The 25,887-nt window shown below is 57.8% G+C and carries 22 protein-coding genes; 11 read left to right on the forward strand and 11 right to left on the reverse strand.

The genetic code is table 11. The annotated features are described in order from the left end of the window. Positions 1-80: 80 nt before the first annotated feature. The 4 genes from rnhA to aroQ all read right to left on the reverse strand — a co-directional run bounded on the left by rnhA (position 81) and on the right by aroQ (position 3,079). On the reverse strand, positions 81-551 hold the full coding sequence (gene rnhA, locus ASU33_RS12785) for a ribonuclease HI (RefSeq protein WP_059071221.1): 471 nt from the start codon (positions 549-551) through the stop codon (positions 81-83). 131 nt (positions 552-682) lie between these two features. Continuing rightward, the gene (locus tag ASU33_RS12790; protein ID WP_059071479.1) at positions 683-1,246 is read right to left on the reverse strand and encodes a MarC family protein; all 564 of its coding nucleotides are present in this window, start codon (positions 1,244-1,246) and stop codon (positions 683-685) included. A 110-nt stretch (positions 1,247-1,356) separates the two neighbouring features. Next, entirely contained in the window at positions 1,357-2,418 is a 1,062-nt protein-coding gene (locus ASU33_RS12795; protein WP_059071222.1) for an aminotransferase class V-fold PLP-dependent enzyme, read from the reverse strand. A gap of 214 nt (positions 2,419-2,632) precedes the next feature. Then, positions 2,633-3,079 carry a type II 3-dehydroquinate dehydratase gene (gene aroQ / locus ASU33_RS12800; RefSeq protein WP_059071223.1) on the reverse strand — a complete coding sequence of 149 codons (447 nt, stop codon included), beginning with the start codon at positions 3,077-3,079 and terminating at the stop codon, positions 2,633-2,635. A gap of 141 nt (positions 3,080-3,220) precedes the next feature. Here aroQ and xerD point away from each other — a divergent pair, with 141 nt between their 5' ends. From xerD to ASU33_RS12845, 9 genes are all read left to right on the forward strand, one after another. Beyond that, positions 3,221-4,126, forward strand: coding sequence for a site-specific tyrosine recombinase XerD (gene xerD, locus ASU33_RS12805; RefSeq protein ID WP_059071224.1), 906 nt, complete (start codon positions 3,221-3,223; stop codon positions 4,124-4,126). A gap of 126 nt (positions 4,127-4,252) precedes the next feature. Beyond that, entirely contained in the window at positions 4,253-5,989 is a 1,737-nt protein-coding gene (locus tag ASU33_RS12810) for a DUF6044 family protein (RefSeq protein ID WP_059071225.1), read from the forward strand. An 83-nt stretch (positions 5,990-6,072) separates the two neighbouring features. Beyond that, positions 6,073-9,027, forward strand: a complete 2,955-nt coding sequence (locus ASU33_RS21020; RefSeq protein WP_078063101.1) for an FtsK/SpoIIIE family DNA translocase — start codon at positions 6,073-6,075, stop codon at positions 9,025-9,027. A gap of 111 nt (positions 9,028-9,138) precedes the next feature. Further along, entirely contained in the window at positions 9,139-9,783 is a 645-nt protein-coding gene (gene lolA1 / locus ASU33_RS12820; protein ID WP_059071226.1) for an outer membrane lipoprotein periplasmic chaperone LolA1, read from the forward strand. A 117-nt stretch (positions 9,784-9,900) separates the two neighbouring features. Then, positions 9,901-11,205, forward strand: a complete 1,305-nt coding sequence (locus ASU33_RS12825) for a DUF2851 family protein (protein ID WP_078063102.1) — start codon at positions 9,901-9,903, stop codon at positions 11,203-11,205. Positions 11,206-11,246: 41 nt separating this feature from the next. After that, the gene (locus ASU33_RS12830) at positions 11,247-12,476 is read left to right on the forward strand and encodes a hypothetical protein (protein ID WP_160328190.1); all 1,230 of its coding nucleotides are present in this window, start codon (positions 11,247-11,249) and stop codon (positions 12,474-12,476) included. A gap of 118 nt (positions 12,477-12,594) precedes the next feature. Further along, complete coding sequence (locus ASU33_RS12835) at positions 12,595-13,227, forward strand: NeuD/PglB/VioB family sugar acetyltransferase (RefSeq protein WP_059071229.1); 633 nt, start codon at positions 12,595-12,597, stop codon at positions 13,225-13,227. Positions 13,228-13,328: 101 nt separating this feature from the next. After that, the gene (gene trhO, locus ASU33_RS12840; protein WP_059071230.1) at positions 13,329-14,285 is read left to right on the forward strand and encodes an oxygen-dependent tRNA uridine(34) hydroxylase TrhO; all 957 of its coding nucleotides are present in this window, start codon (positions 13,329-13,331) and stop codon (positions 14,283-14,285) included. 153 nt (positions 14,286-14,438) lie between these two features. Continuing rightward, the gene (locus tag ASU33_RS12845) at positions 14,439-15,311 is read left to right on the forward strand and encodes a nucleoside phosphorylase (RefSeq protein ID WP_059071231.1); all 873 of its coding nucleotides are present in this window, start codon (positions 14,439-14,441) and stop codon (positions 15,309-15,311) included. Between the two features lie 80 nt (positions 15,312-15,391). Here the strand turns inward: ASU33_RS12845 and ASU33_RS12850 are convergent, their stop codons facing one another. After that, positions 15,392-15,691 (reverse strand): hypothetical protein, encoded by a 300-nt coding sequence (locus tag ASU33_RS12850; RefSeq protein WP_059071232.1) that lies wholly within the window; start codon positions 15,689-15,691, stop codon positions 15,392-15,394. 113 nt (positions 15,692-15,804) lie between these two features. Continuing rightward, on the reverse strand, positions 15,805-16,821 hold the full coding sequence (locus ASU33_RS12855; RefSeq protein ID WP_059071233.1) for an aldehyde dehydrogenase family protein: 1,017 nt from the start codon (positions 16,819-16,821) through the stop codon (positions 15,805-15,807). A 175-nt stretch (positions 16,822-16,996) separates the two neighbouring features. Between ASU33_RS12855 and ASU33_RS12860 the strand changes: the two genes are divergently transcribed. Further along, complete coding sequence (locus ASU33_RS12860; protein ID WP_059071234.1) at positions 16,997-17,347, forward strand: 4Fe-4S dicluster domain-containing protein; 351 nt, start codon at positions 16,997-16,999, stop codon at positions 17,345-17,347. Positions 17,348-17,521: 174 nt separating this feature from the next. On the opposite strand, the gene ASU33_RS12865 is transcribed toward ASU33_RS12860, so the two are convergent. Beyond that, entirely contained in the window at positions 17,522-18,739 is a 1,218-nt protein-coding gene (locus tag ASU33_RS12865) for an N-acetyl sugar amidotransferase (RefSeq protein WP_059071235.1), read from the reverse strand. Positions 18,740-18,798: 59 nt separating this feature from the next. Continuing rightward, the gene (locus tag ASU33_RS12870) at positions 18,799-19,734 is read right to left on the reverse strand and encodes a carbon-nitrogen hydrolase family protein (RefSeq protein ID WP_078063103.1); all 936 of its coding nucleotides are present in this window, start codon (positions 19,732-19,734) and stop codon (positions 18,799-18,801) included. 215 nt (positions 19,735-19,949) lie between these two features. Here ASU33_RS12870 and ASU33_RS12875 point away from each other — a divergent pair, with 215 nt between their 5' ends. Beyond that, positions 19,950-22,580 (forward strand): valine--tRNA ligase, encoded by a 2,631-nt coding sequence (locus ASU33_RS12875; protein ID WP_059071236.1) that lies wholly within the window; start codon positions 19,950-19,952, stop codon positions 22,578-22,580. A gap of 83 nt (positions 22,581-22,663) precedes the next feature. On the opposite strand, the gene ASU33_RS12880 is transcribed toward ASU33_RS12875, so the two are convergent. The 3 genes from ASU33_RS12880 to ASU33_RS12890 form a co-directional block, all read right to left on the reverse strand. Continuing rightward, complete coding sequence (locus tag ASU33_RS12880) at positions 22,664-22,882, reverse strand: hypothetical protein (protein WP_059071237.1); 219 nt, start codon at positions 22,880-22,882, stop codon at positions 22,664-22,666. Positions 22,883-22,983: 101 nt separating this feature from the next. Then, a complete protein-coding gene (locus ASU33_RS12885) occupies positions 22,984-24,393 on the reverse strand; it encodes a dihydrolipoamide acetyltransferase family protein (RefSeq protein ID WP_059071238.1) in 1,410 nt (469 codons plus the stop codon). Positions 24,394-24,592: 199 nt separating this feature from the next. Then, positions 24,593-25,849 (reverse strand): competence/damage-inducible protein A, encoded by a 1,257-nt coding sequence (locus tag ASU33_RS12890; RefSeq protein WP_059071239.1) that lies wholly within the window; start codon positions 25,847-25,849, stop codon positions 24,593-24,595. Positions 25,850-25,887: the final 38 nt, after the last annotated feature.

A 25,887-nucleotide genomic window follows, 5' to 3' on the forward strand; every position in this document is an offset into this window, starting at 1 on the left:
AATGCACAAGCACAGATTTAGAGTGGTTTCCTCAGGAGCCAATGTAGTGCAGCTTAGGTTCGGCAGCGCACTTGTTATACTTAAATCAACCGAGCTGCCTCAATGCGCTCGTACCCTTCGTCAACCAGCAGGGGGCCTTGCAGGGCGCTGCGTACGGCGAGTTGGTCGCAGCGCTCGTTTTCGCGGTGGCCGGCGTGGCCTTTAATCCATTTAAATTGCACGTTGCGCTTGCGGTACACTTTCAGGAAGCGCCGCCACAGGTCCTCGTTGGCTTTTTTGCCGAAATCCGGTTTCTTCTCCCAGCCAAAAACCCACTTCTTGTCCACAGCTTCCACCACGTACTTGGAGTCTGAAACCACCATTACGGGCAGTTCGGGGCGCGTAATTGCTTCGAGGCCAATAATCACGGCCAGCAACTCCATACGGTTGTTGGTGGTGAGGCGGAAGCCCTGGGAAAGCTCCTTTTCGTGCGGGCCGTAGCGCAAAATGGTGCCGTAGCCGCCGGGGCCCGGGTTGCCCCGCGACGAGCCATCGGTAAACAGGTAAATCAAGTCAGTTTGGGAATTAAAGAGTTTGGGAGTTTAAGAATTGAGGAGGTTGTGGGAGTCCTAGGTGCACAACTGAAATCAATCGGCAGAACCATAAAACTCACTGACTCCCAAACTCATCAACTCTTAAACTATCAAAAGTTTGCTTTGAAGAGTTTGATAGCAATGGCGAGCAGGATTACCCCGAACACGCGGCGCAGAATATCCTCACCCGCTTTGCCTAGCTTACGCTCAATCCAGGCGCTGCTTTTCAGTACCAGGTACACAAACACCAGGTTGGCCACAATGCCCACTAGCACGTTTGGCAGCGAGTAAAGTGCCCTGAGGGAGAGCAGTGTGGTCATGGTGCCAGCACCCACAATCAGCGGAAACGCCAAGGGCACGATGGAGCCGGTGCCGCTTGCCAGCGTATTGTGCTTGAAGAGCTCGACGCCTAAAATCATTTCGAGCCCGAGCAGGAAGATGATGAGCGAGCCGGCCAATGCAAACGAAGGAATATCGACGCTGAACAAGGCCAAAATGCTCTGCCCCAGAAACAGGAACGCAATCATCAGCACGCCGGCTACCAGCGTTGCCACCTCGGAGTTGATCTTGCCCTCGCGCTGCCTGATCTGGATGATAATGGGGATGGAGCCCAGAATATCGATAATGGCGAACAACGTGAGCGTAACCGACGTGATTTGCTTCAGCGAAAACATGGCGGCGAAATCAGACATAGCAAGCGGCAACGAAGGCGGTAACAAAACAAGGGGCCTAAGCCCGCGGCACCTAGGGCATTCGGCGCCGCAAAGCTACGGCCCGCAGCGCCTTACACGTGCACCGCGGCCAGTATTTGCGTCAGCTGCTCGAAGGCCACATCGGGCAGGGCCGGGAAGTTGGCAATGCGGAAAGTGCTCTTGGCCCACTTGCCGTAGCCATTACCTAGGGTAAGGCCGGCCGCGGCCGCCCGGCGCTTGGTTTCGTCGATGAGGGCAGGGGAGGCTTGCACCGCAATAACGGTCGTGGAGCGGGTTTCGGGGTTTTGTACCAGCGGGCTAAACTGCGGATTCTCCTCGAAGAACTGATACAGGCGGGCGGCCCGGTCGCGCAGGTGCTGGTCGATGGCTTTGATGGGGGCCCGGTCGAGCAGCACCCGGCAAAGCAAATAGATGTTGAGCACGTTGGGCGTGTGCGTAGTCTGAAAGTTGAGCATCTTTTCGTACATGCTCACCAAGCTGTTGTAGTGGCCCTTTTCGCCCAGCTCGCGGGCCCGAGCAATAGCGCGGGGCGAGCAAATCAGCAAGCCCAGGCCGGCCGGCAAGCCAAAGCACTTCTGCACCGAGGCAAACCACACATCGGCCTTTATGTGCTTCAGCTGAATGCCACCTAGGGAAGAAGTAACATCGACGGCCAGCAACGCGCCCAATTGCTGACAGCGGTTATAGAGGTTTAGTACGGCGCCATCGCGCAGCTGCGTGGCGGTGCTGGTTTCGTTTTGAGTGATGCACACCACCTCGGCGTCATCCGGAATCAGCGACGCATCGGGCACTTCCTCGAGCTCGAACTGGCGGCCCCGACTGCCGGAGCGAATGGCGCGGGCGTAATCGTACCACTTTTCGCCAAACGAGCCGTTGTAGAGGTGGAAGCTGCTGCGCTCGGTAAGGCTTTGCGCGATAATCTCCCAGCACTCCGTGGCCGAGGAGGTGAAAAAGACAAAGTAATCCTGCGGAATGTTGAGCTTGGTTTTAAGCTCGGTTACGGTTTGGCGTACCAAAGCCGTAAACCGGTCGCCGCGGTGCGGGGCCGAAAGCCAGCCTTCGTCGAAAGCCGCCGTGAGGTACTGCCGCACAGCGGGGTACACTTGCGACGGACCCGGGTTGAACGTATACATGGTTGAGAAAGGCTAGGTGAGGGGCGGCCCCACAAAGGTAGACCGCCATGGCGTGGAAAGGAAGGCAAAAGCCCAGGACCGTGGGGCCCTAGGTCAGCAAAAAGCCCTACCATAACGGCAGGGCAACGGGTTTTCGTGAACCACGGGGCTCACATTCCCGGAAGCGCATAAGCCTTAGCGGCTTAATTTCTGCCCGGCTATACCGCGGCCGGTGCTATACCTTAAACCCCACGCGCTTGGGCCGCAGGTTTTGGAAATACTGCAGGGCCAGGCGGTAGCTCTCGAGCTTAAAGCCGCTGATGGAGCCCGTGCAGTGGCGCCCAATGAGGCTGCGCTGCCGGAAATCCTCACGGGCGGCTAGGTTCGAGAGGTGCACCTCGATAACCGGCGTGCTGATGGCGGCAATGGCATCGGCCAGGGCCACACTGGTGTGGGTATAGCCCCCCGCGTTCAGGATAACGCCGTGGTAGCTGTAGCCAACTTCGTGCAGCTTATCAATCAGTTCGCCTTCGTGGTTTGATTGAAAGTGCTCGATGGTGAAATCGGGGAAGGCCTCTTGAAGTTCGGGAAGGTAGTCTTCGAACGAGCGGGTACCGTAGATGCTGACTTCGCGGCGCCCCAAGAGGTTGAGGTTGGGGCCGTTGAGGATAAGAATTTGCATAGCAATAAGGGGTGTGCAGCGGCAAGGTACCCCAATGCGCGGCACAACGGCAAAAGCTCGGCTGCTTTTTCAGCCGCAATTGGCAGATAAACCCTAGGTAGCTGCGCGCCCGCCCCGCCACAAGCGGTACTTTTGCCTCTGATGAGCTTAAACTGGACTCTTTGCCTAAAACAGTTTCAGGGCTATTTGCGCCTCGAGAAGTCGCTTTCGGGTCATTCCGTAGAGGCCTATGTGCGCGATGTCGACAAGCTGCGACAGTACCTCGAAATCAGCAAGCTGCCCGCGCGGCCCGACCAAGTTACGAGCCGCATCATCCGCGATTTTTTGGCTTGGCTGGGCGAGCTGGGCATGACGGCCACCTCGCAGGCTCGTACGCTCTCGGGGCTCCGCGCCTTTTACAAGTTCCTGTTGATTGAAGACCTGGCCACGCAGGACCCTACGGATACCGTCGACTCGCCCAAGCTCGGCCGTAAGCTCCCCGATACCCTCGCATACGAGGAGGTGGTGCAGCTGCTCGACGCTATTGACCTGAGCACGAACGAGGGCACCCGCAACCGCGCCATGCTGGAGGTGCTGTACTCCTCGGGCTTGCGCGTATCGGAGCTGATCGGGCTACGGTTGTCCAATATTTACGTGGATCAGGGCTTTGTGCGGGTGCTGGGCAAGGGCTCCAAAGAACGCTTGGTGCCCATCGGCCGCGATGCGCTCAAGCACCTAGGGTTTTACCTGGAGGGTGTGCGGTGTCACCTCGATATTCAGCATGGCTCCGAAGACATCGTGTTCCTCAACCGCCGGGGTGGGGCTATGTCGCGCGTCATGGTGTTCAACATCATTAAAGACACGGCAGCCAAAGCGGGCATCCGCAAAACCATTAGCCCGCACACCTTCCGTCATTCGTTTGCCACCCACCTTATCGAAGGCGGCGCCGATTTGCGCGCCGTGCAGGAGATGCTCGGGCACGAAAGCATTACCACTACCGAAATCTACACCCACCTCGACCGCGACTACCTACGCCAGGTAATTACTTCATTTCACCCACGGAGCTAGCCGCTCTTAAGTGGTATTGTTGCCTTCCGGCAAGGCAACCCCGAGTAAACTACCCAAAACCCCGGCGAAGGCTGCTAAGCGCCACCTAGGGTTGTAACGAAGCGGGTTACGACTTTTGTCGTGTATATGATCCTTCTGCGAAAAACTTTCAAGGCCAATACACCACTGCTGCTGGCTGTATTGGCCTTGTTGCTGCTGTGGTTGCCATGCCTCCTGCGCGGTGCCGATAGCTATATTTTAATTGATGATAATCTCGATACCGAAATCGGGGTTCCGTACCTGCTGCAACATTTCGGGGTAGCGCTGGATTACCGCCCGTCGGCTACGCTGCCGGCCATTATGAACGGCTTGCCGCGCAATGCCCTACGCCCCGGCCTGAGCGTGCCGGTAGCTCTGTTCGGAGTTTTTGGACCGCTAACGGCTTACTGGGTTAATCATTTGCTGGTGCGCTTGGTCGGTTTGCTCGGCATGTACTTGCTGGTACGCCGCTACGGGCTTAGCAACCCTGGGCAACGCTGGCTTGCCGCGGCCGTGGCATTAGCATGGGCGGTGTTGCCGATCTACTCGATGTACGGCTTATCGGCTTTAGGCGTACCGTGGCCGTTGCTGGCAATACTGGAGCTCCGTAACGGGCGCGGCACTTGGTGGCACTGGCTGACCCTGCTCTTATTCCCGACGTGGTCGATGTTTGTGCTGGCTGGTTTTTTTGTTATCGCAGGGTTAGGCCTGATGCTCGCTGCCGATTGGGCGTTAAGCCGCCGAGTTTCGTTGGCTGTCTGGTTGGGCGTGGTGGTGTTGGGCTTGAGCTATTGCGTGGTTGAATGGCCTTTGATTAACTCATTGCTGGTGCGGCAACAATTTGTGCCCCACCGCCTCGAATTCAGGTTAGCGGAGTTGGCTCCGCAAGGAATTGCGGCCGGCTTGCGAAGCACGCTGCAGTACCTAGGATGGGGGCAATACCACAGCAGCAGGTTCTTCCATGGGGGCATTGCACTGGCGTTGCTGCTGGCAGCATGGCAAATGCGCAACGCCGACCAGAAGCTAAAACGAGTGTGGCTGCGCAGGGTAGGAGCGGGGCTGATGGTAATCGTCGCATTATCGCTGTTTTGCGGGTTTTACCCGCAGGCCATGGCACCGGTACAGCGTATTGCGCCCGCGCTAGGCGCTTTCAACTTTACCCGCTTTCACTTCCTGATGCCCCTGCTGTGGTTCGGCTTGTGGGTGGTGGCGCTGCGGCAACTACCGGCTGGTGGCCTGCAAACCAGCTTGGTGGTGCTCCAACTTTGCATAGGCTTTGGTAGCAATACCGAGTGGCTAAACAACCTGCGCCTGTGGGGCGGCCGGCCCGCAGCGCACGAGCCCACGTGGCGGCAGTTCGTAGCTCCCGACCTCTTTCGGCAAGCCAAAACTCAGCTAGAGCGGCGCAGTGGCCAACCTGCCGCGACCTGGCGGGTAGCTTGCCTAGGGCTGCCGCCAACGGTTGCTCACCTCAATGGCTTTTATACCTTGGATAGCTACCAGAACAACTATCCATTGCCCTACAAGCATCAGTTCCGGCGCATCATCGCACCGGAGCTAGCCAAAAGCCCCGAGCTGCAGCGGTATTTCGATGCTTGGGGCAACAGGTGCTACCTGTTTTCGGCCGAGTTGGGCCGCAATTTTCGCGTTGGCCGCGCCGATGGCGTTGTGGTGCAGGACTTCCGAATGAACACAGCCGCCTTCCGAGAAATGGGCGGCCGCTACGTGCTGTCGGCGGTGCGATTAGCCAACCCGGGCGCTACTGGTTTGCAGCTAATTGCGCAGCTTCATAGCCCAACCGCTTACTGGGCTCTCTATATTTACGAAATACGGCCCTCGGTTTAAGTACTTCCGGGCGGCTGTTTCAAGTGTTAGTTCTCGTCGGCTACCGGCGAAAAACCCATAATTTTGGCCCTTTGGCGCGTCAAATGGCAAAGAATACTTACAAACCCGCGAATGGCTCGGCTCCTCGGGCCACCAACGAACCCCGCCCGCGCAACCAACCCAAGGTAGCGGCGGCCGAGCCCGTGCGCGAGCCCAAGCGCAATGCAGCGCCGGCCACCCCCAAAGCGCCTCGTCAGCCCCTGAAGCTGCCCAATATCGGAATCTCGATTGCCTTTCTGCGCGACCGGCGTTTTCAGTTGTTTGTGGGCTTTTTCTTTCTGCTCACCTCGTTGTACCTCACCATTGCCTTCCTCTCGTACCTGTTCACGGGCCACGCCGACCAAAGCGTGGTAGAGGGTATTGATCAGACTTCGGTGAAAGAAGCAGGGCAAGAGTCGGGCAACTGGCTGGGGCTACTCGGTGCCTGGGTTTCGCACCTGCTTATTCTGCAAGGCTTCGGTATTGCTGCCTTCTCGCTGATACCGGTGGCTTTTGTGGCTGGGTATAAAATCGTGTTTCGGCGTGCCGAGGTGTCGTTGAGCTTCGTAGCGGCGGTGTGCACCTTTACCATGCTGTGGCTAAGCATGCTGATGGGGTATTTGGTGCTGAGCATCCAAACGCCCGACGCCGACCCGCGCGTAGCCCATAGCCTCGACTTTTTGAGCGGCCGGGTGGGCTACGAAGCAGCGTTGTGGCTCGATAGCCTTATTGGCTGGGGCACGGTGCTGTTACTGGCTTTCCTACTGATTTCCTTTGTGGTAGGCTTCTTCAACGTCACCACGCTCAACCTGCCGCGTCGCCTAGGTGCTTCGGCTGATGAGGACGAGGAGGACGCCAGCACTCCCGAGCCCGCCTTGTATGGCCAAACGGGCCTAGGTGTAAACCACGCCGCCAACCCTGTTGCTACCCTCGATGGCGAAGACGCCGAGGACGACACCATGGGCTTTACCCTGCGTCGGGTTGGTCCGCTGGCCGATGCCGAAAAGCCTGCCCCGGCAAAACCCGCCAAGCCTGAGCCGAAACCCGAACCCGCTCGTCCAACCGCCGCCTTTACCATCGACGACGAAGAGGAGGCTCCTGCATCCTTCGACCTTAGCCCGGCCGCCTCGGTAGCTACGGCATCGGCTGCGCTGGCGATGGGCGGAGTGGCGCAGGCCGCCCCCTTAATGGGTGCGGGCGCAGTAGCCGCGGCAGTTAGCAGTGGGCCTAGTTTCTCTTTTGAGGCCCCGGCGGCCGAGCCCGCTCCGGTGGTTGCTGCGTCCAGCATTCCTACGCCGTTGTCGTTGGCCGACTTGGCCGATAACGATGCGCCTCTGCCTGCCCCAAGCACGCCCAAAGGTCCGGCATTCGAAGTAGAAATTCCGCGGGAACCAGAGTCTGTGCCGGCACTGGCCATCGAATCCAACCCAGACGAGCTGGACCCATCGGCTGGTGCTGCCGTGGCGGCCGTGGTAGAGGAGGACGAGGACACCATGCCCATGGTGAACTACGACCCCACGCTCGATTTGCCTCGCTATCAATACCCCGCCCTCGAACTGCTCAACGACTATGGGCAAGCCAAGGCGCAGGTGAGCAAAGAAGAGCTAGAGGCCAACAAAGACCGGATTGTGGAGACGCTCGGCCATTACGGTATTAACATCGCCTCCATTAAGGCTACCATCGGCCCAACCGTCACGCTCTACGAAATTGTGCCCGACGCCGGGGTGCGCATCAGCAAAATCAAGAGCCTCGAAGACGACATTGCGCTCAGCCTTGCCGCCCTAGGTATTCGAATCATCGCGCCCATTCCGGGCAAAGGCACCATCGGTATTGAGGTGCCGAACACCAAAAAGGAAATGGTGTCGATTCGCTCTGTTTTGGGCACTGACAAGTTCCGGAACAGCGAGATGAGCCTGCCGATTGCCTTCGGCCGCACCATCACCAACGAGGTGTTTGTAGCCGACCTGGCCAAGATGCCGCACTTATTGATGGCCGGTGCCACGGGCCAGGGTAAATCGGTTGGTCTGAACGTAATCCTAGCCTCGCTGCTTTACAAGCGCCACCCTGCGCAGCTCAAGTTTGTGCTCGTCGACCCGAAAAAGGTTGAACTCAGCATCTTCAACAAAATCGAGCGCCACTTCCTGGCCAAGTTGCCCGACACCGACGAGGCCATCATTACGGATACCAAGAAGGTAGTGCATACGCTCAACTCGCTGTGCATGGAGATGGACCGCCGCTACGACCTGCTGAAGGACGCTGGCTGCCGCAACCTGAGCGAGTACAACCGCAAGTTCACGGAGCGCCGCCTCAACCCCAAGAAGGGTCACCGCTACATGCCCTTCATCGTGTTGGTAATCGACGAGTTGGCCGACTTGATGATGACCGCCGGCAAGGAGGTAGAAACACCCATTGCCCGCTTGGCTCAGCTGGCCCGCGCTATTGGTATTCACCTGATTGTGGCTACGCAGCGCCCGTCGGTAAACGTAATTACGGGTATCATCAAGGCCAACTTCCCGTGCCGCATCAGCTTCAAGGTAACGTCGAAGATTGACTCGCGCACCATCCTGGACACGGGCGGCGCCGATCAGCTGGTGGGCCAGGGCGACATGCTGTTCTCGGCTGGCTCCGACCTTATCCGTGTGCAGTGCGCCTTCATCGACACGCCTGAAGTAGACCGGGTTTGTGACTTTATCGGTGAACAACAAGGTTACTCCGATGCTTATATGCTACCGGAAGTAGCCGGTGCCGACGGCGACGCTGGCGGCGGCAACGAAGACATGGACCCCGCCGACCGCGACTCAATGTTTGAGGAAGCCGCCCGTGTAATTGTGCAGCACCAGCAAGGCAGTACTTCGCTGTTGCAGCGCCGCCTCAAGCTGGGCTACAACCGTGCCGGCCGATTAATCGACCAATTGGAACACGCAGGCATCGTCGGACCGTTTGAAGGAAGCAAGGCCCGCGAGGTTTTAATCCCCGACGAGTACGCTTTGGAACAGTTGTTGAATAGCCTTCCCAAGTAAGAGAACCTAGGGCCGAAATCAGCGCTTAGACTTTTTTCTGCTCAAAACTGCAACCCTACCTTAAACTAAGTTCTCTGCTTTCGTATCTAAGCGCTGAAACCTTTCTCCCCCATGAAAAAAATCGTTGCCCTGTTGGCCATTGCCGTTTCGTCTGTTCAGTTGGCCGTGGCGCAGCAAGACCCCAAAGCCACAAAGATCTTGGATCAGATGAGTGCCAAGTATCAAGCGATGAAAGCCTTCCGGGCCTCGTTCACGCAAACGCTCGAAAACCAATCGGCGAAGGTGAAAGAGAACATGAACGGCGACATCATCGTGAGCGGCCCTAAGTTCCGGCTGAAGTTGAATGGCCAGGAAGTCATCAACAATGGTCAGACGATGTGGACGTACATGAAGGCCGAGAACGAAGTAAACATCTCAGACTACGACCCCGAGGACCAGGAAATCTCGCCCTCGCAGATCTACACCCTTTACAAAAAGGGTTATAAGTATGCGTACGCTGGCGAAACCGTAGAAGGCGGCATTCCTTGCGACGTGATTGAGCTTTCGCCCGAGGACCACAACAACCAGGTGTACAAAGTGCGCCTGAACGTGAGCAAGAAGGATAAGTCGGTGAAGAGCTGGAAGATGTTCAAGAAAAACGGCAACCGCTACACCTTTGCCATCAAAAAGTTTGAGCCGAATCCGCCGGTGGATGCTACGACCTTCAACTTCGACAAAGCGAAGTACAAAGGCGTGAAGGTTGTCGACCTGCGCTAAGCTGCCCTAGGTGCCTTTACCCGCGGCCCGCTTCTGCCACCTAGGCAGGGGCGGGCCGCGGTGTTATGAGGCCCACCTTGTATTTTCGTAGGAATATTCGGGTCGACATATTCCGCTATGCAGGAAGATTTCCTTCATTACGTCTGGCAACATCAGTACTTCGGAAAAACCGATTTGCAAACGGTTGAGGGAGAGGAACTGGTGGTACTACGCCCCGGACACCGAAACTCCGATGCAGGACCTGATTTCCTGAATGCGCGTCTGCTGATCGGCGATGTTGAATGGAATGGTGCTGTCGAAATTCACCTGCGTGCTTCCGATTGGCGGCGTCATCAGCATCAGGTTGATAAGAAATACGACCAAGTGGTGCTGCATGTGGTATACACCGCTGATGTGCCCGTGCACCGCACCGATGGTACCCCGGTGCCTACCCTCAACCTAGGGCCGCGCATTGAGCCTGCACTGTTGACCGCTTACAACGCCCTCACCACTGCCCCGATACCGACGCTTTTGCCCTGTGCCGGTGCCTTGCCAACCGTTCCGGAACTGACCCGCCTGATGATGGTAGAGCGTGTGCTGCTCGACCGCGTAACCGAAAAGGCTGCCGTTTTGCAGGCGCTGCACGCCCGTACTGGCCACGATTGGGAAAGCACCGCCTGGCATGCGCTGGCTGCAGGCTTCGGTTTTAAGAAGAATACTGAGCCACTAGCTCGCCTTGCGCTAGCCTTGCCGCTGGCCGTTTTGCGCAAGCACCGCTACGATTTGCGGCAAACCGAGGCTTTGCTATTCGGCCAGGCTGGGCTGCTGCCACCTGCCGATTCGGCTCCCGACGACTACTGCGCCGCCTTGCGCCGCGAGTACGATTTTCTGGCGCACAAGTACAACTTGGGCCCAACGGCTATGGCCGCGCACGAGTGGAATTTTCTGCGGCTGCGCCCTGCTAATTTCCCGACGGTACGACTGGCGCAATTAGCCGCTTTGCTGCACGCCCAGCCGCGGTTGTTTCAGCCGCTGCTCGATGCGCCCGATGTACGCACCTTGGAAAAAATACTGCTAACGTCTGTTTCGGACTATTGGCAGAATCACTACCGGCCGGGGGTATCGGCGGCTAAGGTGCCGGGGCTGGGTAAAAGCAGCGCCCATCTGCTCATCATCAATGTGGTAGTGCCGTTGCGTGTGGCCCACGCCAGGTCCATCGATAACCAAGCCGGGGTGGAGGCTGCGGTGGATTTGCTGACGCAACTGCCGCGCGAGCAAAACAGCATTCTGGCCATCTACGACGAATTGCAGTTTCGGCACCGTACGGCCGCCGATTCGCAGGGCCTGCTAGCTTTGCACAACGGTTATTGCGCACCTAGGCGGTGTTTGCACTGCGCCATTGGCAGCCGTATTCTTCAACGAAACGTTGCGGCCACCAAGTGAAGCTGCTGCTAGCAATTGTAGGAAACCTCGCGGTAGCTTGGATGCTGTGGCGCTGGCTGCGGGCGCAACGCCATGTAGCAGGGTTTCGCTACGTGCTGGTGCCGGCCCTTGTGCTGCGCTTGCTGTCGGGAGCCATAAGCGTGGTGCGGCCAACATCCGATGCCAAGTATTACTACTATTGGTCGCAGTGGCTGAGCAAACAACTATGGAATGAGCCTGCCGGGTGGCTGAAAACGCTGGCAGGAGAGGAGTTCAGGTTTGCCGGGAAAAAGCTCATTTTCCATGGCTACTCCAACTCGTTCTTCTTCATCAAGCTGCTTTCCGGTCTCAATTTGCTTACGGGCGGCTCTATGCTCCTAACGGCCATCTACTTGTCCCTGATTAGTTTTTTAGGTTGCTGGGCGGCAGTACAGGTTTTTGGTAGAGTGCTGCCCGGAACAAAAGGCGCGGCAATACTCGGCTTGCTCTTTTGGCCCTCGTCGCTGTACTGGTCGTCGGGTATAACCAAAGAGTGCTTACTGATGGCCAGCAGCGCCGGGTTGGTAGCTTCGGCCATTGTGTTGCTCTACGGTAACCCGGAGCGCCGTTGGCTGTGGATGCTGCTCGGGCTGTTCTGTGCCTGGTTGAACTTCAAGATGCGCTTTTTCTACGGCGGCGTACTGCTAGCGGTGCTCTTGGCGCTGACTGTGGTACGAGTTGCGCAGCGCCTGACGGCGCTAAAAAAACGCTGGCAGGTTGTTGTATTTGCGTTTACGCTTGGCTTAGGAGCGTTGGCAGCCAGCGAAGTGAGCCCGGTATTCCGTTTCAACAAATTTGCAAGCCAGCTCACGCGCACCTATTCGGCGCTGCAGCAGAAATCTGTAGGCCGACCGCACATTGCGCTGCCTCACTTAGCGCCTACAGCCGAGAGCATTGCCCGCTACACGCCCAAAGCTGTGGCAAGTGCGCTGCTCAGGCCCTTTGCCTGGGAGGGCGACAGTATGTTTTACGGTTCTGCGGCTCTCGAAAACCTAGCCTTGCTCGTGCTGATGGCTAGCGCTTGTTGGGACCTAGGAAACCGGCAACACCGCCAAGCACTGCCGTTTGCCTTGGCCCTGGCATTGCTTACCTATTGTTTCGTGTTGGCTGCATTGCTCGGGCTGAGCACGCCCAACCTAGGCACGCTTAGCCGCTACCGAGCACCCATGTTGCCAATGCTGGTAATGGTGCTCAGCTGCCAGCCTACCGTGGCCAACCTGTTGCGCCGCATGCGCGTGTTTGTGCTACGCTAACAAGTGGCGGCACAAGCACTGGGCTGTTTGCTGACATCAGCCATGACTTTCGGTGGTAGGCGCCGTATCTTTGCGGCTTGTGGCGCCGAGGTGTGGCGCCTACCCAGAAGCTTCGCGCATGGAAAACCCTGTTATCATTCTTGGTGCCCAAAACGTTGGCACCGCCGCCCTCGATGCCTTCGACAGCAATGAGGTGGTAGTGTACTGCTTGCTCGACGACAACCAGAAACTGCAGAACACCGATCTGCACGATGTTCCGGTGATGGGCAGCACCGACGACGAGCAGTTTTTGAAACTGCTGGGCAAAAAATGCGAGGTGTTTGTAGCCACCGAAGACACAGCCAGCCGCCGCGCCCTCACCAACATGCTGCGCGAGGAGTACGAGCAGGTGCCGGTAAATGCCATTCACCGGGCAGCCAGCGTTTCGGAGCACGCGTGGTTGGGCCATGGTAACCTGGTGTCGGCCGGGGCTGTTCTCAGCTCCGACTGCAAGGTGGGCAATGGCTGCATTATCGGCGTTCGGGCGGTTGTGGATGTCCGCGCTCAGCTTGCCGATTACGTGCAGGTGGGAGCAGGCGCTATCATCAACAGCGAAGCCGTGGTGGAGGAGCAGGCCTTCATTGGCTCGGGCGCGGTAGTCGTTTCCGGCGTCAAGATTGGGGCCAAGGCGCGCGTTGGTGCTGGCGCCGTAGTGGTAGCTGATGTACCCGCTGGCCAAACTGTGTTTGGCAACCCCGCCGCAAAAGTTTAATGCCGTTTGCTGAAGCCGCTAATCTGAATTGTTGAAGGCTATATCCTGTTGTAGCACTTCCAATTCACAACTCAGCATCCAACTCTTAGGATTCACAAGAAATGGATTACCGCGTACTGCTTTACTACTGCTATACACCCATTGAGGATGTGCTGGCGTTTCGTGAAGAGCATCATCGCCTCTGCCTGAAGCTTGATCTGCGGGGCCGCATAATCGTGGCCAGCGAGGGCCTGAATGGTACGGTATCGGGTACCAAGGAAAGCTGCGAAGCATATATGCAAGCAGTGAAATCCGACCCGCGTTTCGCTGCCCTGGAGTTCAAGATAGAAGAGGCACCGGCTCACGCTTTCCAAAAGCTGCACGTGCGCATCAAGCCCGAAATCGTGCACGTCGGCCTGCCAGCTATTAAGCCTTACGAGCGCACGGGCGTGCACTTGTCGCCGCAGGAATTTCGCGATATGAAAGACCACGAGGATGTGGTTATTCTTGATGTACGCTCCGATTACGAGCACAACCTAGGCCGTTTCAAAAATGCGGTAACCCTTGATATCGGCAACTTCCGTGAGTTTCCGGAGAAAGTGGAGGAACTGCGGAAGTACCAGAATAAAAAAATCCTCACGTATTGCACCGGCGGTATTAAGTGCGAAAAGGCCTCGGCCTACCTGTTGGAGCAAGGTTTCGAGAACGTGTACCAGCTCCACGGCGGTATCATCAAGTATGGCCTTGAGGCAGGCGGCGAAGACTTCGAGGGCAAGTGTTACGTATTCGACGGGCGCGTGGCGGTGGATGTAAACACCGTCAACCCAACCGTGGTGGCACACTGCGTTAATTGTGGGCAAGCCAACGAGCGGATGGTAAACTGCGCCAACCCCCATTGCAACGACCACGTGGTGCAGTGCGAAAGCTGCGGCGAAAAGCTCGATGGCGCCTGCTCGGAAGCTTGCCAACAGCACCCCGACAAACGCCCCTACGACGGTACGGGCAATTATCCCAAGCAAAGCAACCACTACAACCCCGAGCAAGGGTTGTACTCCTACAGCCCACCGGTGCTTTCGTAAGCGACTCTGGCTGAAACGTATTATCGTAATGTTATGAAAAACCCTGGCCGCGGCCAGGGTTTTTTCGTTTTTTACCCGACGTTTGCCGGGTGGCGCAGCCATGTTGCGCTACGTTCCGTTTAAAACCCATTGTCCCACCGAGCGCCCTTTGCTATGCCGATTCCTTCGTCGGAACTCATCCTGAACCGCGATGGTAGCATCTACCACCTCAACCTGCTGCCCGATCATATTTCCGATACCATCATCACCGTCGGCGACCCCGATCGTGTGGCGTTGGTGAGCCAGCATTTCGACTCCATCGAGACCGAAATAGCCAAGCGCGAATTTGTGACGCACGTGGGCTACTACCGCGGCAAGCGCCTCACGGTGCTTTCCACAGGCATCGGCACCGACAACATCGACATTGTGCTGAACGAGCTGGATGCGCTGGTTAACATCGACTTCGTAACGCGCGAGCCCCGCCCGCTGGAGGAGCGCATCTCGTTGCGCATTATCCGCGTTGGCACCAGCGGCTCGCTGCAACCCGACATAGCAGTTGGTTCGCACCTGGTTACCGAGCATGCCATTGGTTTGGAGTCGTTGGTGCAGTTCTATCCGCTTGTCGAAACAGGTGCCGAAGTGGAGTTTGCCACTACGGTGCAACAAGCCATCGGGCTCGATTACCGGCCATACTGCGTGCTAGGTTCCGACTTGCTGCGCGAGCAGTTGGGGGCTGGCATGATTAACGGCAATACCGTAACGTGCCCCGGCTTTTATGGCCCGCAGGGCCGTTCGCTGCGGTTGGAGCTGCGCTACCCCGATTTGCTGGAGCGCCTGCGCAGCGTTCAGTTCAGCAATCCCGAGGGCACCTTCCGCCTCACCAACTTCGAGATGGAAACAGCCGGTTATTACGCCCTGGGTCGGATGCTGGGTCACGAGGTGGTATCGTTGAACGCCATTGTGGCGAACCGCGCGACCGGCGAGTTTGCCGAAAACGGCGACCAAATTGTAAACGACCTGATTGCCAAAACGCTCGACCGCGTATAAAGCTCTTCTGTGCCCAGCTAAAGCCAAGGGCCACCCAAAACTTGGGGTGGCCCTTGGCTTTGGTGAAGCGGTTAGCTCACCTAGTAAAAATCAAAACCAATAATGGCGTTCAGCGGAATGGTGATACCGGCTTTAAGCGTGATGTAACTTTCGTGCACCGCCCACACGGTGGTTTGCACTCGTTTTACGTTACCGTCGTCCGTCTGAAAATAGATGTCGAGCTTGCCGTGGTAGTTGTTACCTAGGGCACAGGCTCGCTCGGCGTCGAAACGCCTTACTTTCTGCTCAGCAGCGGTGGGGAGCACGTCTTCGTGCGGAAATCGGAGGGTCGGAATCGTTTCTTTTGCAACGGTTTCGGCCGATTGGGTTACGACTTGCATAGGCGTACAAAATCGGTGTGGTTGGTACACTTTGAACAAACAACCGTGCCAAAAAGTCTGCTGCAAGTGGATTTAGCGTGAAGAACGACCTAGTGGAGCCCGGCTCCCATAATTTACGATAAGGCCGTCAGAAAAGCCATAGTATCAACACCATCGGCGTAATCATCTACACCGGGTTGCTGCGCCCGGCCAGCGGGTACGCTGCCGGGGTACCAGCCGTTTACCGAAACCACAATTTGGGTCTTCTGAGCCACTTCTGCCAATTGCTGGCGCAGGTCCTCTTCGCTCTGATAATGGCTGTAGTGTATTACCGATATGGGCGAAACCAGCTGCATGCTTTCGGTAAGCATCATGAACCCCGTATCGAGGTGCGGCACTCGGTTCACCAATAGCAGGCTTTTCTGATAATCGTAGTTGTTGTTGTACCGGTTGTGTTCCAGCACATGGGCCCACGAGTGCATGGCGTTCAGGAAGGGCACAAAATCGTAGTCGGCCGGCACCAGCAGCTTGGATACGTTGCGGCACCCTAGGCCGAAGTACTGAAAGATGTCGGGCCCGAACTGCGCCAGCTCTTCTTCCGGTTCGAAACCGGCAATTACCCCAATGCTCGAACGGTTGCGGCGAATTAGGTTCGGCTTTTTGCTGAAATAAAATTCGAAGTAACGCGCCGTGTTGTCGGAGCCGGTTGCAATGAAGGCGTCGGCCTCGCGCAGCATTTCTACGAAGCGCACACTTTCCTGAAACCGGGGCTCAATTTGCAGCAGTTCGTCGGCCACCCAACGCAGCAGGATGTTGTCGTCGGCCGAGAGCTTAGCCAGCAGTATGTGGCCGCTCACGAGTACGCACAGCAGATCGTGGAAGCCAACCATCGGGATGTTGCCGGCCATCACCACGCCCACCCGGCGCGGCTCACCTAGGGGCTCGGCCGGGTAACGGCTGGCCCACTGGCGCAAGGCATCTTCTTCGAGCAGATGGGCAACGCCTTGCACGGCGTTACGCACGTTGGCTTCGTCGAACCACGGGTTGTGGCTGCGTGCGCGTCGGGCCAGCGTGGTCAGTTCATCGTCGGGGAGGGTGCGCAGGCGTTGGCCTAGGCGTACGAAGGCGGCAATGCGTTCGGCTTGGGTCATAGAGGGCATAAGCGGGAATCAGGGCCGAAAGTTCGCAAGAAACCGCGGGCAGTACTACTTTTGCCCGACTGTACGCGGCCCTACTGCCGAGTTGCTCTCTGCCGCAAGCAAACCTCAAACCCCGGCGGCTGCGTATCAGAAACACTTCCCATACCAAACCTGACGACCTACGGCCATGGCCATCATGATTACCGACGAGTGCATCAACTGTGGTGCCTGCGAACCCGAGTGCCCCAACAACGCCATCTATGAGGGCGGCGCAAATTGGCGCTGGGCCGACGGCACCACCTTGAAAGGCAACATTGAGGTGGATGGCGGCAAGCAAGTAGATGCCACCAGCCCACAAGTACCCGTTTCCGACGAATACTACTACATCGTGTCGGACAAGTGCACCGAGTGCGTAGGCTTCCACGAGGAACCCCAGTGCGCCGCGGTGTGCCCCGTCGACTGCTGCGTCGACGACCCCGATTACCGCGAAAGCCAGGATCAGCTGCTTAAAAAGAAAGACTGGCTGCACATCGCCTAGGTTCGTTCGGGGCAATTCGGGCTTATCCAGTTGCCTACACGTCCTCCTTCATCTGCCGTACGCAACGCGAAGGACCTCATCACCGCAGAACAAGACGTTGTTACGTCAGCCGTTCGCAGTGGTGAGGTCCTTCGCGTTGCGTAGAGGAAGGAGTACAAATGGCAGGGAAAGCCCTTACGTGCCGCAGTTAAAATACTTGTCGTAGGCCGATTCGGGCAGCAGGCGCAGCTTGCTGGCAACCTTAATAGGCCAGCGTAGCAGCCGGATGAGCGCGTAATTGTTAGGGTAGTCGCGGAAGGTTTTGACGGGGGCCGCTACTATCTGCTCAAACTCTTCGCGCGTCAGGCCTAAGCGTTTAATGCACAAGTTGATGACTTTCTCATCCTCGATGGCGTTTACGTGTTTGCAGCGCTCCAAGGCCTCGTCGCGCGTCATCTGGCCCGAGCGCACCAACGCCGAGTAGTTGAACAAGCGGCGGTCGATGTTGAACTTGGTGCGGTTGAGGTAGTAGATGACGCTCTGGTAGAGGTCGTCGAAGTAATGCGCGCCGGGATTTACCCAATCCAGTTCGCGCTGCAATAACTCGTCTGCCTCGGCGCGCACGTAGGGCACGTGGTACAGCAGCGTTACCGTGCGAATGCCGCGAATAACCGAGTAGTAGAACATTTCCTTCAGATCCAGATTAAAGCCTGGGTCATTGGGCGTCCATTTACGCAGCGGCACGGTGCCAAACTGTCGGTGCACGGCCTTCAGGTACTTGCCATCGAGGTAGTTCCACGATAGGGGGCAGATGCCTTCGGTGCGGAAGCTCTGCCCGATGATGATGCGCGTAAGTCCTTCTTTGGCGGCCACTCCATACAGTGCGGTGGCAATGCCAACGTCGGTGCCTTCCTCAATATCCGGCGTCGAGGCTTTCAAAAAGGCAATCTTCAGGTCTTTCGATTCGCGCCAATCGGAGGTAATGGTACGTAGCTCCACACCCAGCTTGCGGCAGGCTTTCACCATGTTTTCGCCCGCTACCGGGTTGCCGAAGCCGTCGTTGAAATGTACGGCCAGGGGGCGCAGGCCAAGCTTCACCACGCAGTACCAAAGCGTAAAGCTGCTGTCGCGGCCACCGCTTACGCCTAGCACGCAATCGTACTTCTTACCCCGCCCTAGGTGCTTCAGCTCGGCAGCTACCTCTTGCACGTACCGCTCGCCTTCCGGACCTAGGGGATTTTCGCGGTCCATTTTGTCGTGCACCGCGCAAAAGTTGCACTCGCCATTGGTGTCGAAGCGAATGCCGGGCACGGTAGTATCCATAATGCACCGCGAGCAGCGCTGCACATCCACCGAGGTAGTAGAAGCAAAAGGGGCCGAATTGGTATCGGCCTGAGCAGGGGGTACTGTCATTGAGTAAACCTGTTTCAATAGGCGCAGGTATGGGCTAAGGAGTTCAGGAAAAAATCCGTTTACAACAGCTCGTCGAAGCGGTAGCCGCGCTGGCGCAGCTTTTCGCTGATGGCGGTGCCGCGCTCGGGCCGGTGTGGGCGCGGTAAGTCGGCCACGATTAGCTCGCCCGCAAACTCATTGAAAGTGCCTTGGGCTTTAATGCCATCAGCGGCTACGGCCAACGAGCAGCCCACGCTTTTTTTACCCTCGTATGGGCCGCCTACGATGTACCCCACCGATGTGGTGCCCACTACCACCACGTTGTAAAGCGAGGCTAGGATTTTGTAAGGCTTCACCCACTTCTCCTGATACGGATCGTCCTCTTCGGTCAGGGAATAGTCAACCGTCCAGGAAGAAGGCGAGAGGATGATTTCGGCCCCCATGCGAGCCAGCGTGTGCCCGATAGACAACCCATCGAGGTAGTTATCAGCGCAGATGTTGACGCCGATTTTACCTAGGGGCGTATCAACCACGTTCAGGGTTTGGCCTACTTCGTAGAACGGTTGCTCCACGGTGAGTAGGTTGATTTTGTGATACTTGAGCAGAATTTCTCCTTCTGGGCTAATCAGGAGGGCGGCATTGAATACGCGGCCGTCGGGGGCACGTTCCGTAAGGCCAGCGCACACGTAAATGCTATGCGCCTTGGCTTCTTGGCACAACCGGGCGGAGAACTCGCCCGGAATAGGCTGAGCCTCGGTAAGGGCGCTGGGGTGCGTCCAGGCAAAGTCGAGGGTTTCGGGCAGCAGCACCAGCTCGCAGCCTTGCTGCGCGGCTTGGGCAATCATTTGCGCGGCGCGCTCAAGGTTGCGGTGCGGTTCGCCGCCTTCTACTAGTAATTGGGCCATGCCTACGCGTAAGCTGCCCTGGGTAGCGGCATCCGAAGCAGGCAATGGCGAAGGAGCCGAGGCAACGGCCGGGGCGGACGGCTTTTTCCACCGACTAAAAAGCGAGTTCATGCGCAACAGAGAGCTTCAAGTTCAGAGCCTTGCAAGGGCTACGAGCCAAACCTTAAAAATAGTTGTTTGGCTTGTTAAACCTTGGTGCGGCCAGCTTGTCGGGACGAAAATACGGGCTTAGCCGCACACATGCCTTGAGGCAGCATTAGCGTATGCTTCCGCCCACGCCCCGAAATGCCTACTTTTGCCGCTTCCGAACTGATTCTCGAGCGACTATGTCCATCCCAAAAACCTACCAGCCAGCCGAGGTAGAAGATAAATGGTACCAACGCTGGCAGGAGCAAGGCTTTTTTAACTCGAAGCCCAATCCGCGCAAACCCGCTTACTCGGTGGTAATTCCGCCTCCGAACGTAACCGGCGTGCTGCACATGGGCCACATGCTGAACAACACCATTCAAGATGTGCTGGTGCGCCGTGCCCGCATGCAAGGCAAAGAAGCCTGCTGGGTACCCGGCACCGACCACGCCTCCATTGCCACCGAGGCCAAAGTGGTGCAGATGCTGAAGGAGCGGGGCATCGAGAAAAAGGACCTCTCACGGGAGGAGTTCCTAAAGTATGCCTGGGAATGGAAGGAGAAGTACGGCGGTATCATTCTGGAGCAACTGAAAAAGCTTGGTGCCTCCTGCGACTGGTCGCGTACGCGTTTTACCATGGAGCCCGACCTTACGGAGGCCGTACTGCGCGTATTTGTTGATTTGTACCGCAAGGGCCTGATTTACCGCGGTATTCGCATGGTAAACTGGGACCCGCAGGGCCGCACGGCTTTGTCGGATGAGGAAGTAATTCCGAAGGACACCGTGGCCAAGATGTACCACCTACGCTACGAAGTGGTGGGGCAGGACGGGCAGTTCCTTACCGTAGCTACCTCGCGCCCCGAAACCATCATGGCCGACGTGGCCGTGGCCGTGAACCCCAACGATGAGCGCTACCAGCACCTGCACGGGGCTAAGGTGCGCATCCCGCTCCTAGGTCGCGAAATTCCAATTATCCTCGATGAGTACGTAGCCATTGATTTCGGCACGGGCGCTTTGAAAGTGACGCCAGCCCACGACCTCAACGACTACGAGCTTGGCCTGAAGCACAACCTGCCGGTTATCGACATCCTCAGCGACGACGGCTCGCTCAACGAGAAAGCCGTGCTGTACGTGGGCCAGGACCGCTTTGCTGCGCGCCGCAACATCGTAAAGGACCTAGGCGACGCCAACCTGCTCGATAAGGTAGAGGAGTACCAGAGCGTGCTGCAAACCTCGGAGCGCACCGGGGCGGTTATCGAGCCGCGCTTGTCGCTGCAGTGGTTCCTGAAGATGGCCGACATGGCTGGCCCGGCCCTGGAGGTGGTAGAAGACGACCGCGTGAAGCTGCACCCGCCCAAGTTCAAGAACATGTACCGGGTGTGGATGGAGAACGTGCGCGACTGGTGCATCTCGCGCCAGTTGTGGTGGGGCCAGCGTATTCCGGCCTACTACCTGCCCGACGGCACCTTCGTGGTAGCGCTGAACGAAGAAGAAGCACTTCAACTGGCACGTGAGCAAAGCGGCAACAACGAGTTGCAAGTTAGCAACTTGCGCCAGGACGAAGATGTGCTCGATACCTGGTTCTCGTCGTGGTTGTGGCCGATTTCGGTGTTCGATGGATTTAAAGATCCGGACAACCCTGAAGTCAACTACTACTACCCAACCGACGACCTCGTAACGGCCCCAGAAATCCTGTTTTTCTGGGTAGCGCGTATGATCATGGCCGGTCTGGAGTACCGCAAGGATGTGCCGTTTCGCAACGTGTACCTCACCGGTATTGTGCGCGATGCCCAGGGCCGCAAGATGAGCAAGAGCCTCGGCAACTCGCCCGACCCGCTCGACCTCATTGCCCAGTACGGCGCCGATGGCGTGCGCACCGGCATGCTGTTTTCGTCGCCGGCTGGCAACGACTTGCTTTTCGACATCAAGTTGGTTGAGCAAGGCCGCAACTTCACCAATAAGCTCTGGAATGCCTTCCGCCTCACGCAAGGCTGGGAGGTAAGTGAGGAGCTGCCGTTCGTGAATGAACGCGCCACCGAGTGGTTCCAGGCCAAACTACAGAGTACCCTGGCCGAGCTGGACGAGCACTTCGACAAGTTCCGCATGTCCGATGCGCTCATGACCATCTACAAGCTCGTGTGGGACGACTTCTGCTCAGTGTACCTTGAGATGATCAAACCGGCTTACCAAGCGCCGATTGATGCCGAAACGCTACGCCGTACCACTGGCTTCTTCGAGCAGTTGCTGAAGCTGTTGCATCCGTTCATGCCGTTCATTACGGAGGAAATCTGGCACCACCTAGCCGAGCGTGGGCCCAAGGACTACCTCTGCGTAGCCGCCTGGCCCAAGCAACAGCCCGTGGCAGGCGGTGCCGAATTACTGGTCCGCATGGAACGCGCACTCGACATAGTGGCTGGCGTACGCAACATCCGTAACCAGAAGGGCCTAGGTCCGAACAAACCACTTACGCTGGCTGCCAAGACTGAGGATACGGCACTGCTACAGGACTACGACGGCATCATCCGTAAGCTGGCCGCCCTTACCGAAATCAACGTGGTAGATGCTGCCCCGGCTGCTGCCGTGGGCTTCGTTTCGGGCGGTTCTGAGTTCTTCGTACCCATGGAAGGCCAGATCGACTTAGAGGCCGAGCGCGACCGGCTGTCGAAGGAGTTGGAGTATGCCCAAGGCTTCCGCGAATCGGTGCTGAAAAAGCTCGCTAACGAGAAGTTTGTGCAGAACGCCAAGCCCGACCTGGTAGAGCGCGAGCGGCAGAAGCTTGCTGATGCCGAGGCCAAAATTGCTGCCCTCGAGCAAAGCATGGCCGCTCTCTAAGCTGCACGCTGGCAACCAAAACAAAGCGGCCACACCCAAAAGGCGTGGCCGCTTTGTTGTACTACAAATCCCGGGCAGAGCCGTTACTCTTGCTCGCCTGGCACGGGCTGACCGGCTTCGCGCGCTTGCATGCGTGCTTGTTGGCTTAGCTGGTTTTGCAGCTGAAAAGTCACTTGCTCGCAGTCGGCCATGCGGCGCTGCGCGTCGGTTAACTGACGCTCGGTAGCGGAGAGGCGTACGTACAGGTAGATGATCAGGGCCAGCGAAATTACCAGCGCACCTAGGGTCACAAAGTTTTTCATAACCTGAAAGAAATCAAAAAGAAAAGCCCGCCGATCTGACGGGCTTGTTCAAGTAGCAGGCCGTGGCAAATGCGTTTGCAAATGCTACGGCTTGGTACTTGTTAGATGGTCGTGTTGGGGTCGAACTGCTCGAGGTAGTCGGCCACGCGGCGCACGAACATGCCACCCAGCGAACCATCAACAACGCGGTGGTCGTAGGAGTGCGACAGGAACATGAAGTGGCGAATGCCGATCAAATCGCCCTGCGGCGTTTCAATCACGGCCGGCTTTTTCTTGATGGCACCTAGGGCCATTATGGCTACCTGCGGCTGCATGATGATGGGCGTGCCCATCACGTTGCCAAACGAGCCCACGTTCGAAACGGTGTAGGTGCCGTTGGCGAGGTCCTCGGGCTTCAGCTTGTTCTGGCGGGCGCGGTTGGCTAGGTCGTTCACGCGCTTGCTCAGGCCGTTCAGGTTCAGCTGGTCGGCATTGTGAATAACCGGCACAATCAGGTTGCCCGACGGCAGGGCTACGGCCAGGCCAATATTGATGTCGCGCTTCTTGATGATGTAGTCGCCATCAACCGACACGTTGATGTTCGGGAAGTCCTGAATGGCTTTCACGATGGCCTGCACCAGAATGGGGGTGTAGGTCAGGTTTTCGCCTTCGCGCTTCTTGTAGGCGTCTTTGTGCTTCTCGCGCCACTGCACAATGTTCGTCACGTCGGCCTCCACGAACGAGGTAACGTGCGGCGAGATGCGCTTCGAATCGACCATGCGCTGGGCAATCATCTTGCGCATGCGGTCCATCTCGATCAGCTCTTGGTTGCCGCTTACCGACGGAGCCGGCTTGCTGGCCGGAGCTGTAGCCGCAGCAGGCTGAGCGGCGGCAGCGGGGGCGGCAACTGCAGCCGTAGCTTGCGGGGCCGGGGCAGCTACTTGCGCTACCGGAGCGGCAGCAGCCGGAGCAGCTTGGGCCGGCTCCTGGCCGCGGTTGGCTACGAAATCGAGGATGTCTTTCTTGGTAACGCGGCCGCCTTGGCCGGTGCCGGGCAGGCGCTCCAGGTCAGCCATCGAAATGCCTTCTTCACGTGCAATGTTCAGCACCAGCGGCGAGTAGAAGCGGCCGGGCTGAGCCTCGCCCAGCTGCGAACCACCTGATGCGGCGGCTGATGCAGCAGCGGCATTCGGTACGAACGGTACTTGCTCGGCAACCTGGGCTGCTTCGGCCTCAACGGCTACCGGAGCAGCTTCAGCCGCCGGAGCCTGGCCGTTGGAGGCCGCAGCGGCATCGGTTTCGATGATGGCAATGGGGGCGCCAACGGCTACCACCTGGCCTTCTTCAACCAAAATCTGCTGCAAAACGCCTGCGTGGATGGCGGGCACCTCGGTGTCCACTTTATCGGTGGCCACTTCCAGCACCGATTCGTCCTGCTCAATGGTGTCGCCCACCTGCTTAAGCCATTTGAGGACGGTGCCTTCCATGATACTTTCGCCCATTTTGGGCATCACCATTTCCACTCGTGCCATGCGTGATTTGATTAGAAGAATTGGGGTGGGAAAGGAAGCTAGATCGTGAGAAAACAGGCTTTGGAGGCCCGAAATCGGGGCCAAAGGTAGCTGATTTGTGGTATGCTACCTCATGCGCAAGCCTAGGTTGGCGAACAGTCGTTAGGAGACAAGAGCAAAACGCTGATCCACAATTAAGTAAAACAGCAGCAAGCCCCCGCTAGCTAACCGTGGGCAAATGCTGGCGCACCAGATTCAGCGCAGCCGTGGTTATGAACTCAATGTTGAGCTGTCGGCCGCGGTTGAACGTGATTTTGCGTGCTACGGTTTGGTGCGCATCGGCGTAGGCCAGCCAAAAAGTGCCAACGGGCTTCTCCTCGGAGCCGCCGCCCGGGCCGGCAATGCCGCTGGTAGCCACGGCTACATCAACCCCTAGGTGGCGGCGGGCGCCTTCGGCCATTTGCCGCACGGTTTCTTCGCTTACCGCGCCGTGGGTTTCCAGCGTGGTAGGCTGCACGCCAAGCTGTTTCACTTTCACATCGTTGGCATAAGCTACAATGCTGCCCAGGAAATATGCTGAGCTGCCCGCCACGCCGGTTAGCTTGTGGGCAATGGCGCCGCCGGTGCAGCTTTCGGCCGTGCCCATGGTCAGGCCCCGCTCTTTCAGCATGGCACCTAGGGCGGCTTCCAGCGGCACCTCGCCTTCAGCAAACAAGTAAGGGCCGATGAGGGCGCGCAGCGGCGGAAGCTGAGCTTCGAGCCGTTCCCGCAGGTTAGGTTGGCCGTCGTCGGTGGCAGTGAGGCGCAGGCGCACACCTCCTAGGTAGGGCAGGTAAGCCAGCTTCATGTTGGCAGGCAACTGCGCTTCCCAATCGGCAATTTGCTCGGCCAGGAAGGATTCGCCCTGGCCAATGGTTTGCAGTACGGCGTGCTCGATGGGCGGCACCCGGAAGTACTCCTGAAGCTTGGGCAGTACGTGCGTGGTCATCAGGTGCTTCATCTCGAAAGGCACACCCGGCATCGACACGAACACCACACCACCATCGTCGAACCACATGCCGGGCGCGGTGCCCACGGTATTGCGCAGCGGCGTGCACGCTTTGGGCAAGTAGGCTTGCTGGCGGTTTACCTCGAGCATGGGGCGGTTGAAGCGGGCAAAAATGGCTTCTACATCGCGCAAAGAGGGTTCGTAAAGCTCCAGCTCACTACCGAAATAGCGGGCCAGCACGTGCTTAGTCAGGTCGTCTTTCGTGGGACCTAGGCCACCGGTCATCAGCACTACTTGCGCGCGTTGCCGGGCTTCGTCGAGGGCACGCACAATCTCCTCGGCTTTGTCGGATACCGAGCTGATCTGACGAATGCGGAGGCCGATCTTGCCTAGCTCTTGGCCCATCCAGGCCGAGTTGGTGTCGATGACTTGGCCGTAGAGCAGTTCGTCGCCTATGGTGATGATTTCGACGGCAGGAATATGAGACATAGCGAGAGTAGCGTTGAAAGCAGGCAAATTCGGCGCAA

The sequence above is a fragment of the Solirubrum puertoriconensis genome (assembly GCF_001483135.1).
Taxonomy (GTDB): domain Bacteria; phylum Bacteroidota; class Bacteroidia; order Cytophagales; family Hymenobacteraceae; genus Solirubrum; species Solirubrum puertoriconensis.

Coding starts and splice junctions, on each gene's coding strand:
- ASU33_RS12790 (WP_059071479.1), bottom strand. CDS start 1,246: ATGTTTTCGCTGAAGCAAATCACGTCGGTTACGCTCACGTTGTTCGCC.
- ASU33_RS12795 (WP_059071222.1), bottom strand. CDS start 2,418: ATGTATACGTTCAACCCGGGTCCGTCGCAAGTGTACCCCGCTGTGCGG.
- aroQ (WP_059071223.1), bottom strand. CDS start 3,079: ATGCAAATTCTTATCCTCAACGGCCCCAACCTCAACCTCTTGGGGCGC.
- xerD (WP_059071224.1), top strand. CDS start 3,221: ATGAGCTTAAACTGGACTCTTTGCCTAAAACAGTTTCAGGGCTATTTG.
- ASU33_RS12810 (WP_059071225.1), top strand. CDS start 4,253: ATGATCCTTCTGCGAAAAACTTTCAAGGCCAATACACCACTGCTGCTG.
- ASU33_RS21020 (WP_078063101.1), top strand. CDS start 6,073: ATGGCAAAGAATACTTACAAACCCGCGAATGGCTCGGCTCCTCGGGCC.
- lolA1 (WP_059071226.1), top strand. CDS start 9,139: ATGAAAAAAATCGTTGCCCTGTTGGCCATTGCCGTTTCGTCTGTTCAG.
- ASU33_RS12825 (WP_078063102.1), top strand. CDS start 9,901: ATGCAGGAAGATTTCCTTCATTACGTCTGGCAACATCAGTACTTCGGA.
- ASU33_RS12830 (WP_160328190.1), top strand. CDS start 11,247: ATGCTGTGGCGCTGGCTGCGGGCGCAACGCCATGTAGCAGGGTTTCGC.
- ASU33_RS12835 (WP_059071229.1), top strand. CDS start 12,595: ATGGAAAACCCTGTTATCATTCTTGGTGCCCAAAACGTTGGCACCGCC.
- trhO (WP_059071230.1), top strand. CDS start 13,329: ATGGATTACCGCGTACTGCTTTACTACTGCTATACACCCATTGAGGAT.
- ASU33_RS12845 (WP_059071231.1), top strand. CDS start 14,439: ATGCCGATTCCTTCGTCGGAACTCATCCTGAACCGCGATGGTAGCATC.
- ASU33_RS12850 (WP_059071232.1), bottom strand. CDS start 15,691: ATGCAAGTCGTAACCCAATCGGCCGAAACCGTTGCAAAAGAAACGATT.
- ASU33_RS12855 (WP_059071233.1), bottom strand. CDS start 16,821: ATGACCCAAGCCGAACGCATTGCCGCCTTCGTACGCCTAGGCCAACGC.
- ASU33_RS12860 (WP_059071234.1), top strand. CDS start 16,997: ATGGCCATCATGATTACCGACGAGTGCATCAACTGTGGTGCCTGCGAA.
- ASU33_RS12865 (WP_059071235.1), bottom strand. CDS start 18,739: ATGACAGTACCCCCTGCTCAGGCCGATACCAATTCGGCCCCTTTTGCT.
- ASU33_RS12870 (WP_078063103.1), bottom strand. CDS start 19,734: ATGAACTCGCTTTTTAGTCGGTGGAAAAAGCCGTCCGCCCCGGCCGTT.
- ASU33_RS12875 (WP_059071236.1), top strand. CDS start 19,950: ATGTCCATCCCAAAAACCTACCAGCCAGCCGAGGTAGAAGATAAATGG.
- ASU33_RS12880 (WP_059071237.1), bottom strand. CDS start 22,882: ATGAAAAACTTTGTGACCCTAGGTGCGCTGGTAATTTCGCTGGCCCTG.
- ASU33_RS12885 (WP_059071238.1), bottom strand. CDS start 24,393: ATGGCACGAGTGGAAATGGTGATGCCCAAAATGGGCGAAAGTATCATG.
- ASU33_RS12890 (WP_059071239.1), bottom strand. CDS start 25,849: ATGTCTCATATTCCTGCCGTCGAAATCATCACCATAGGCGACGAACTG.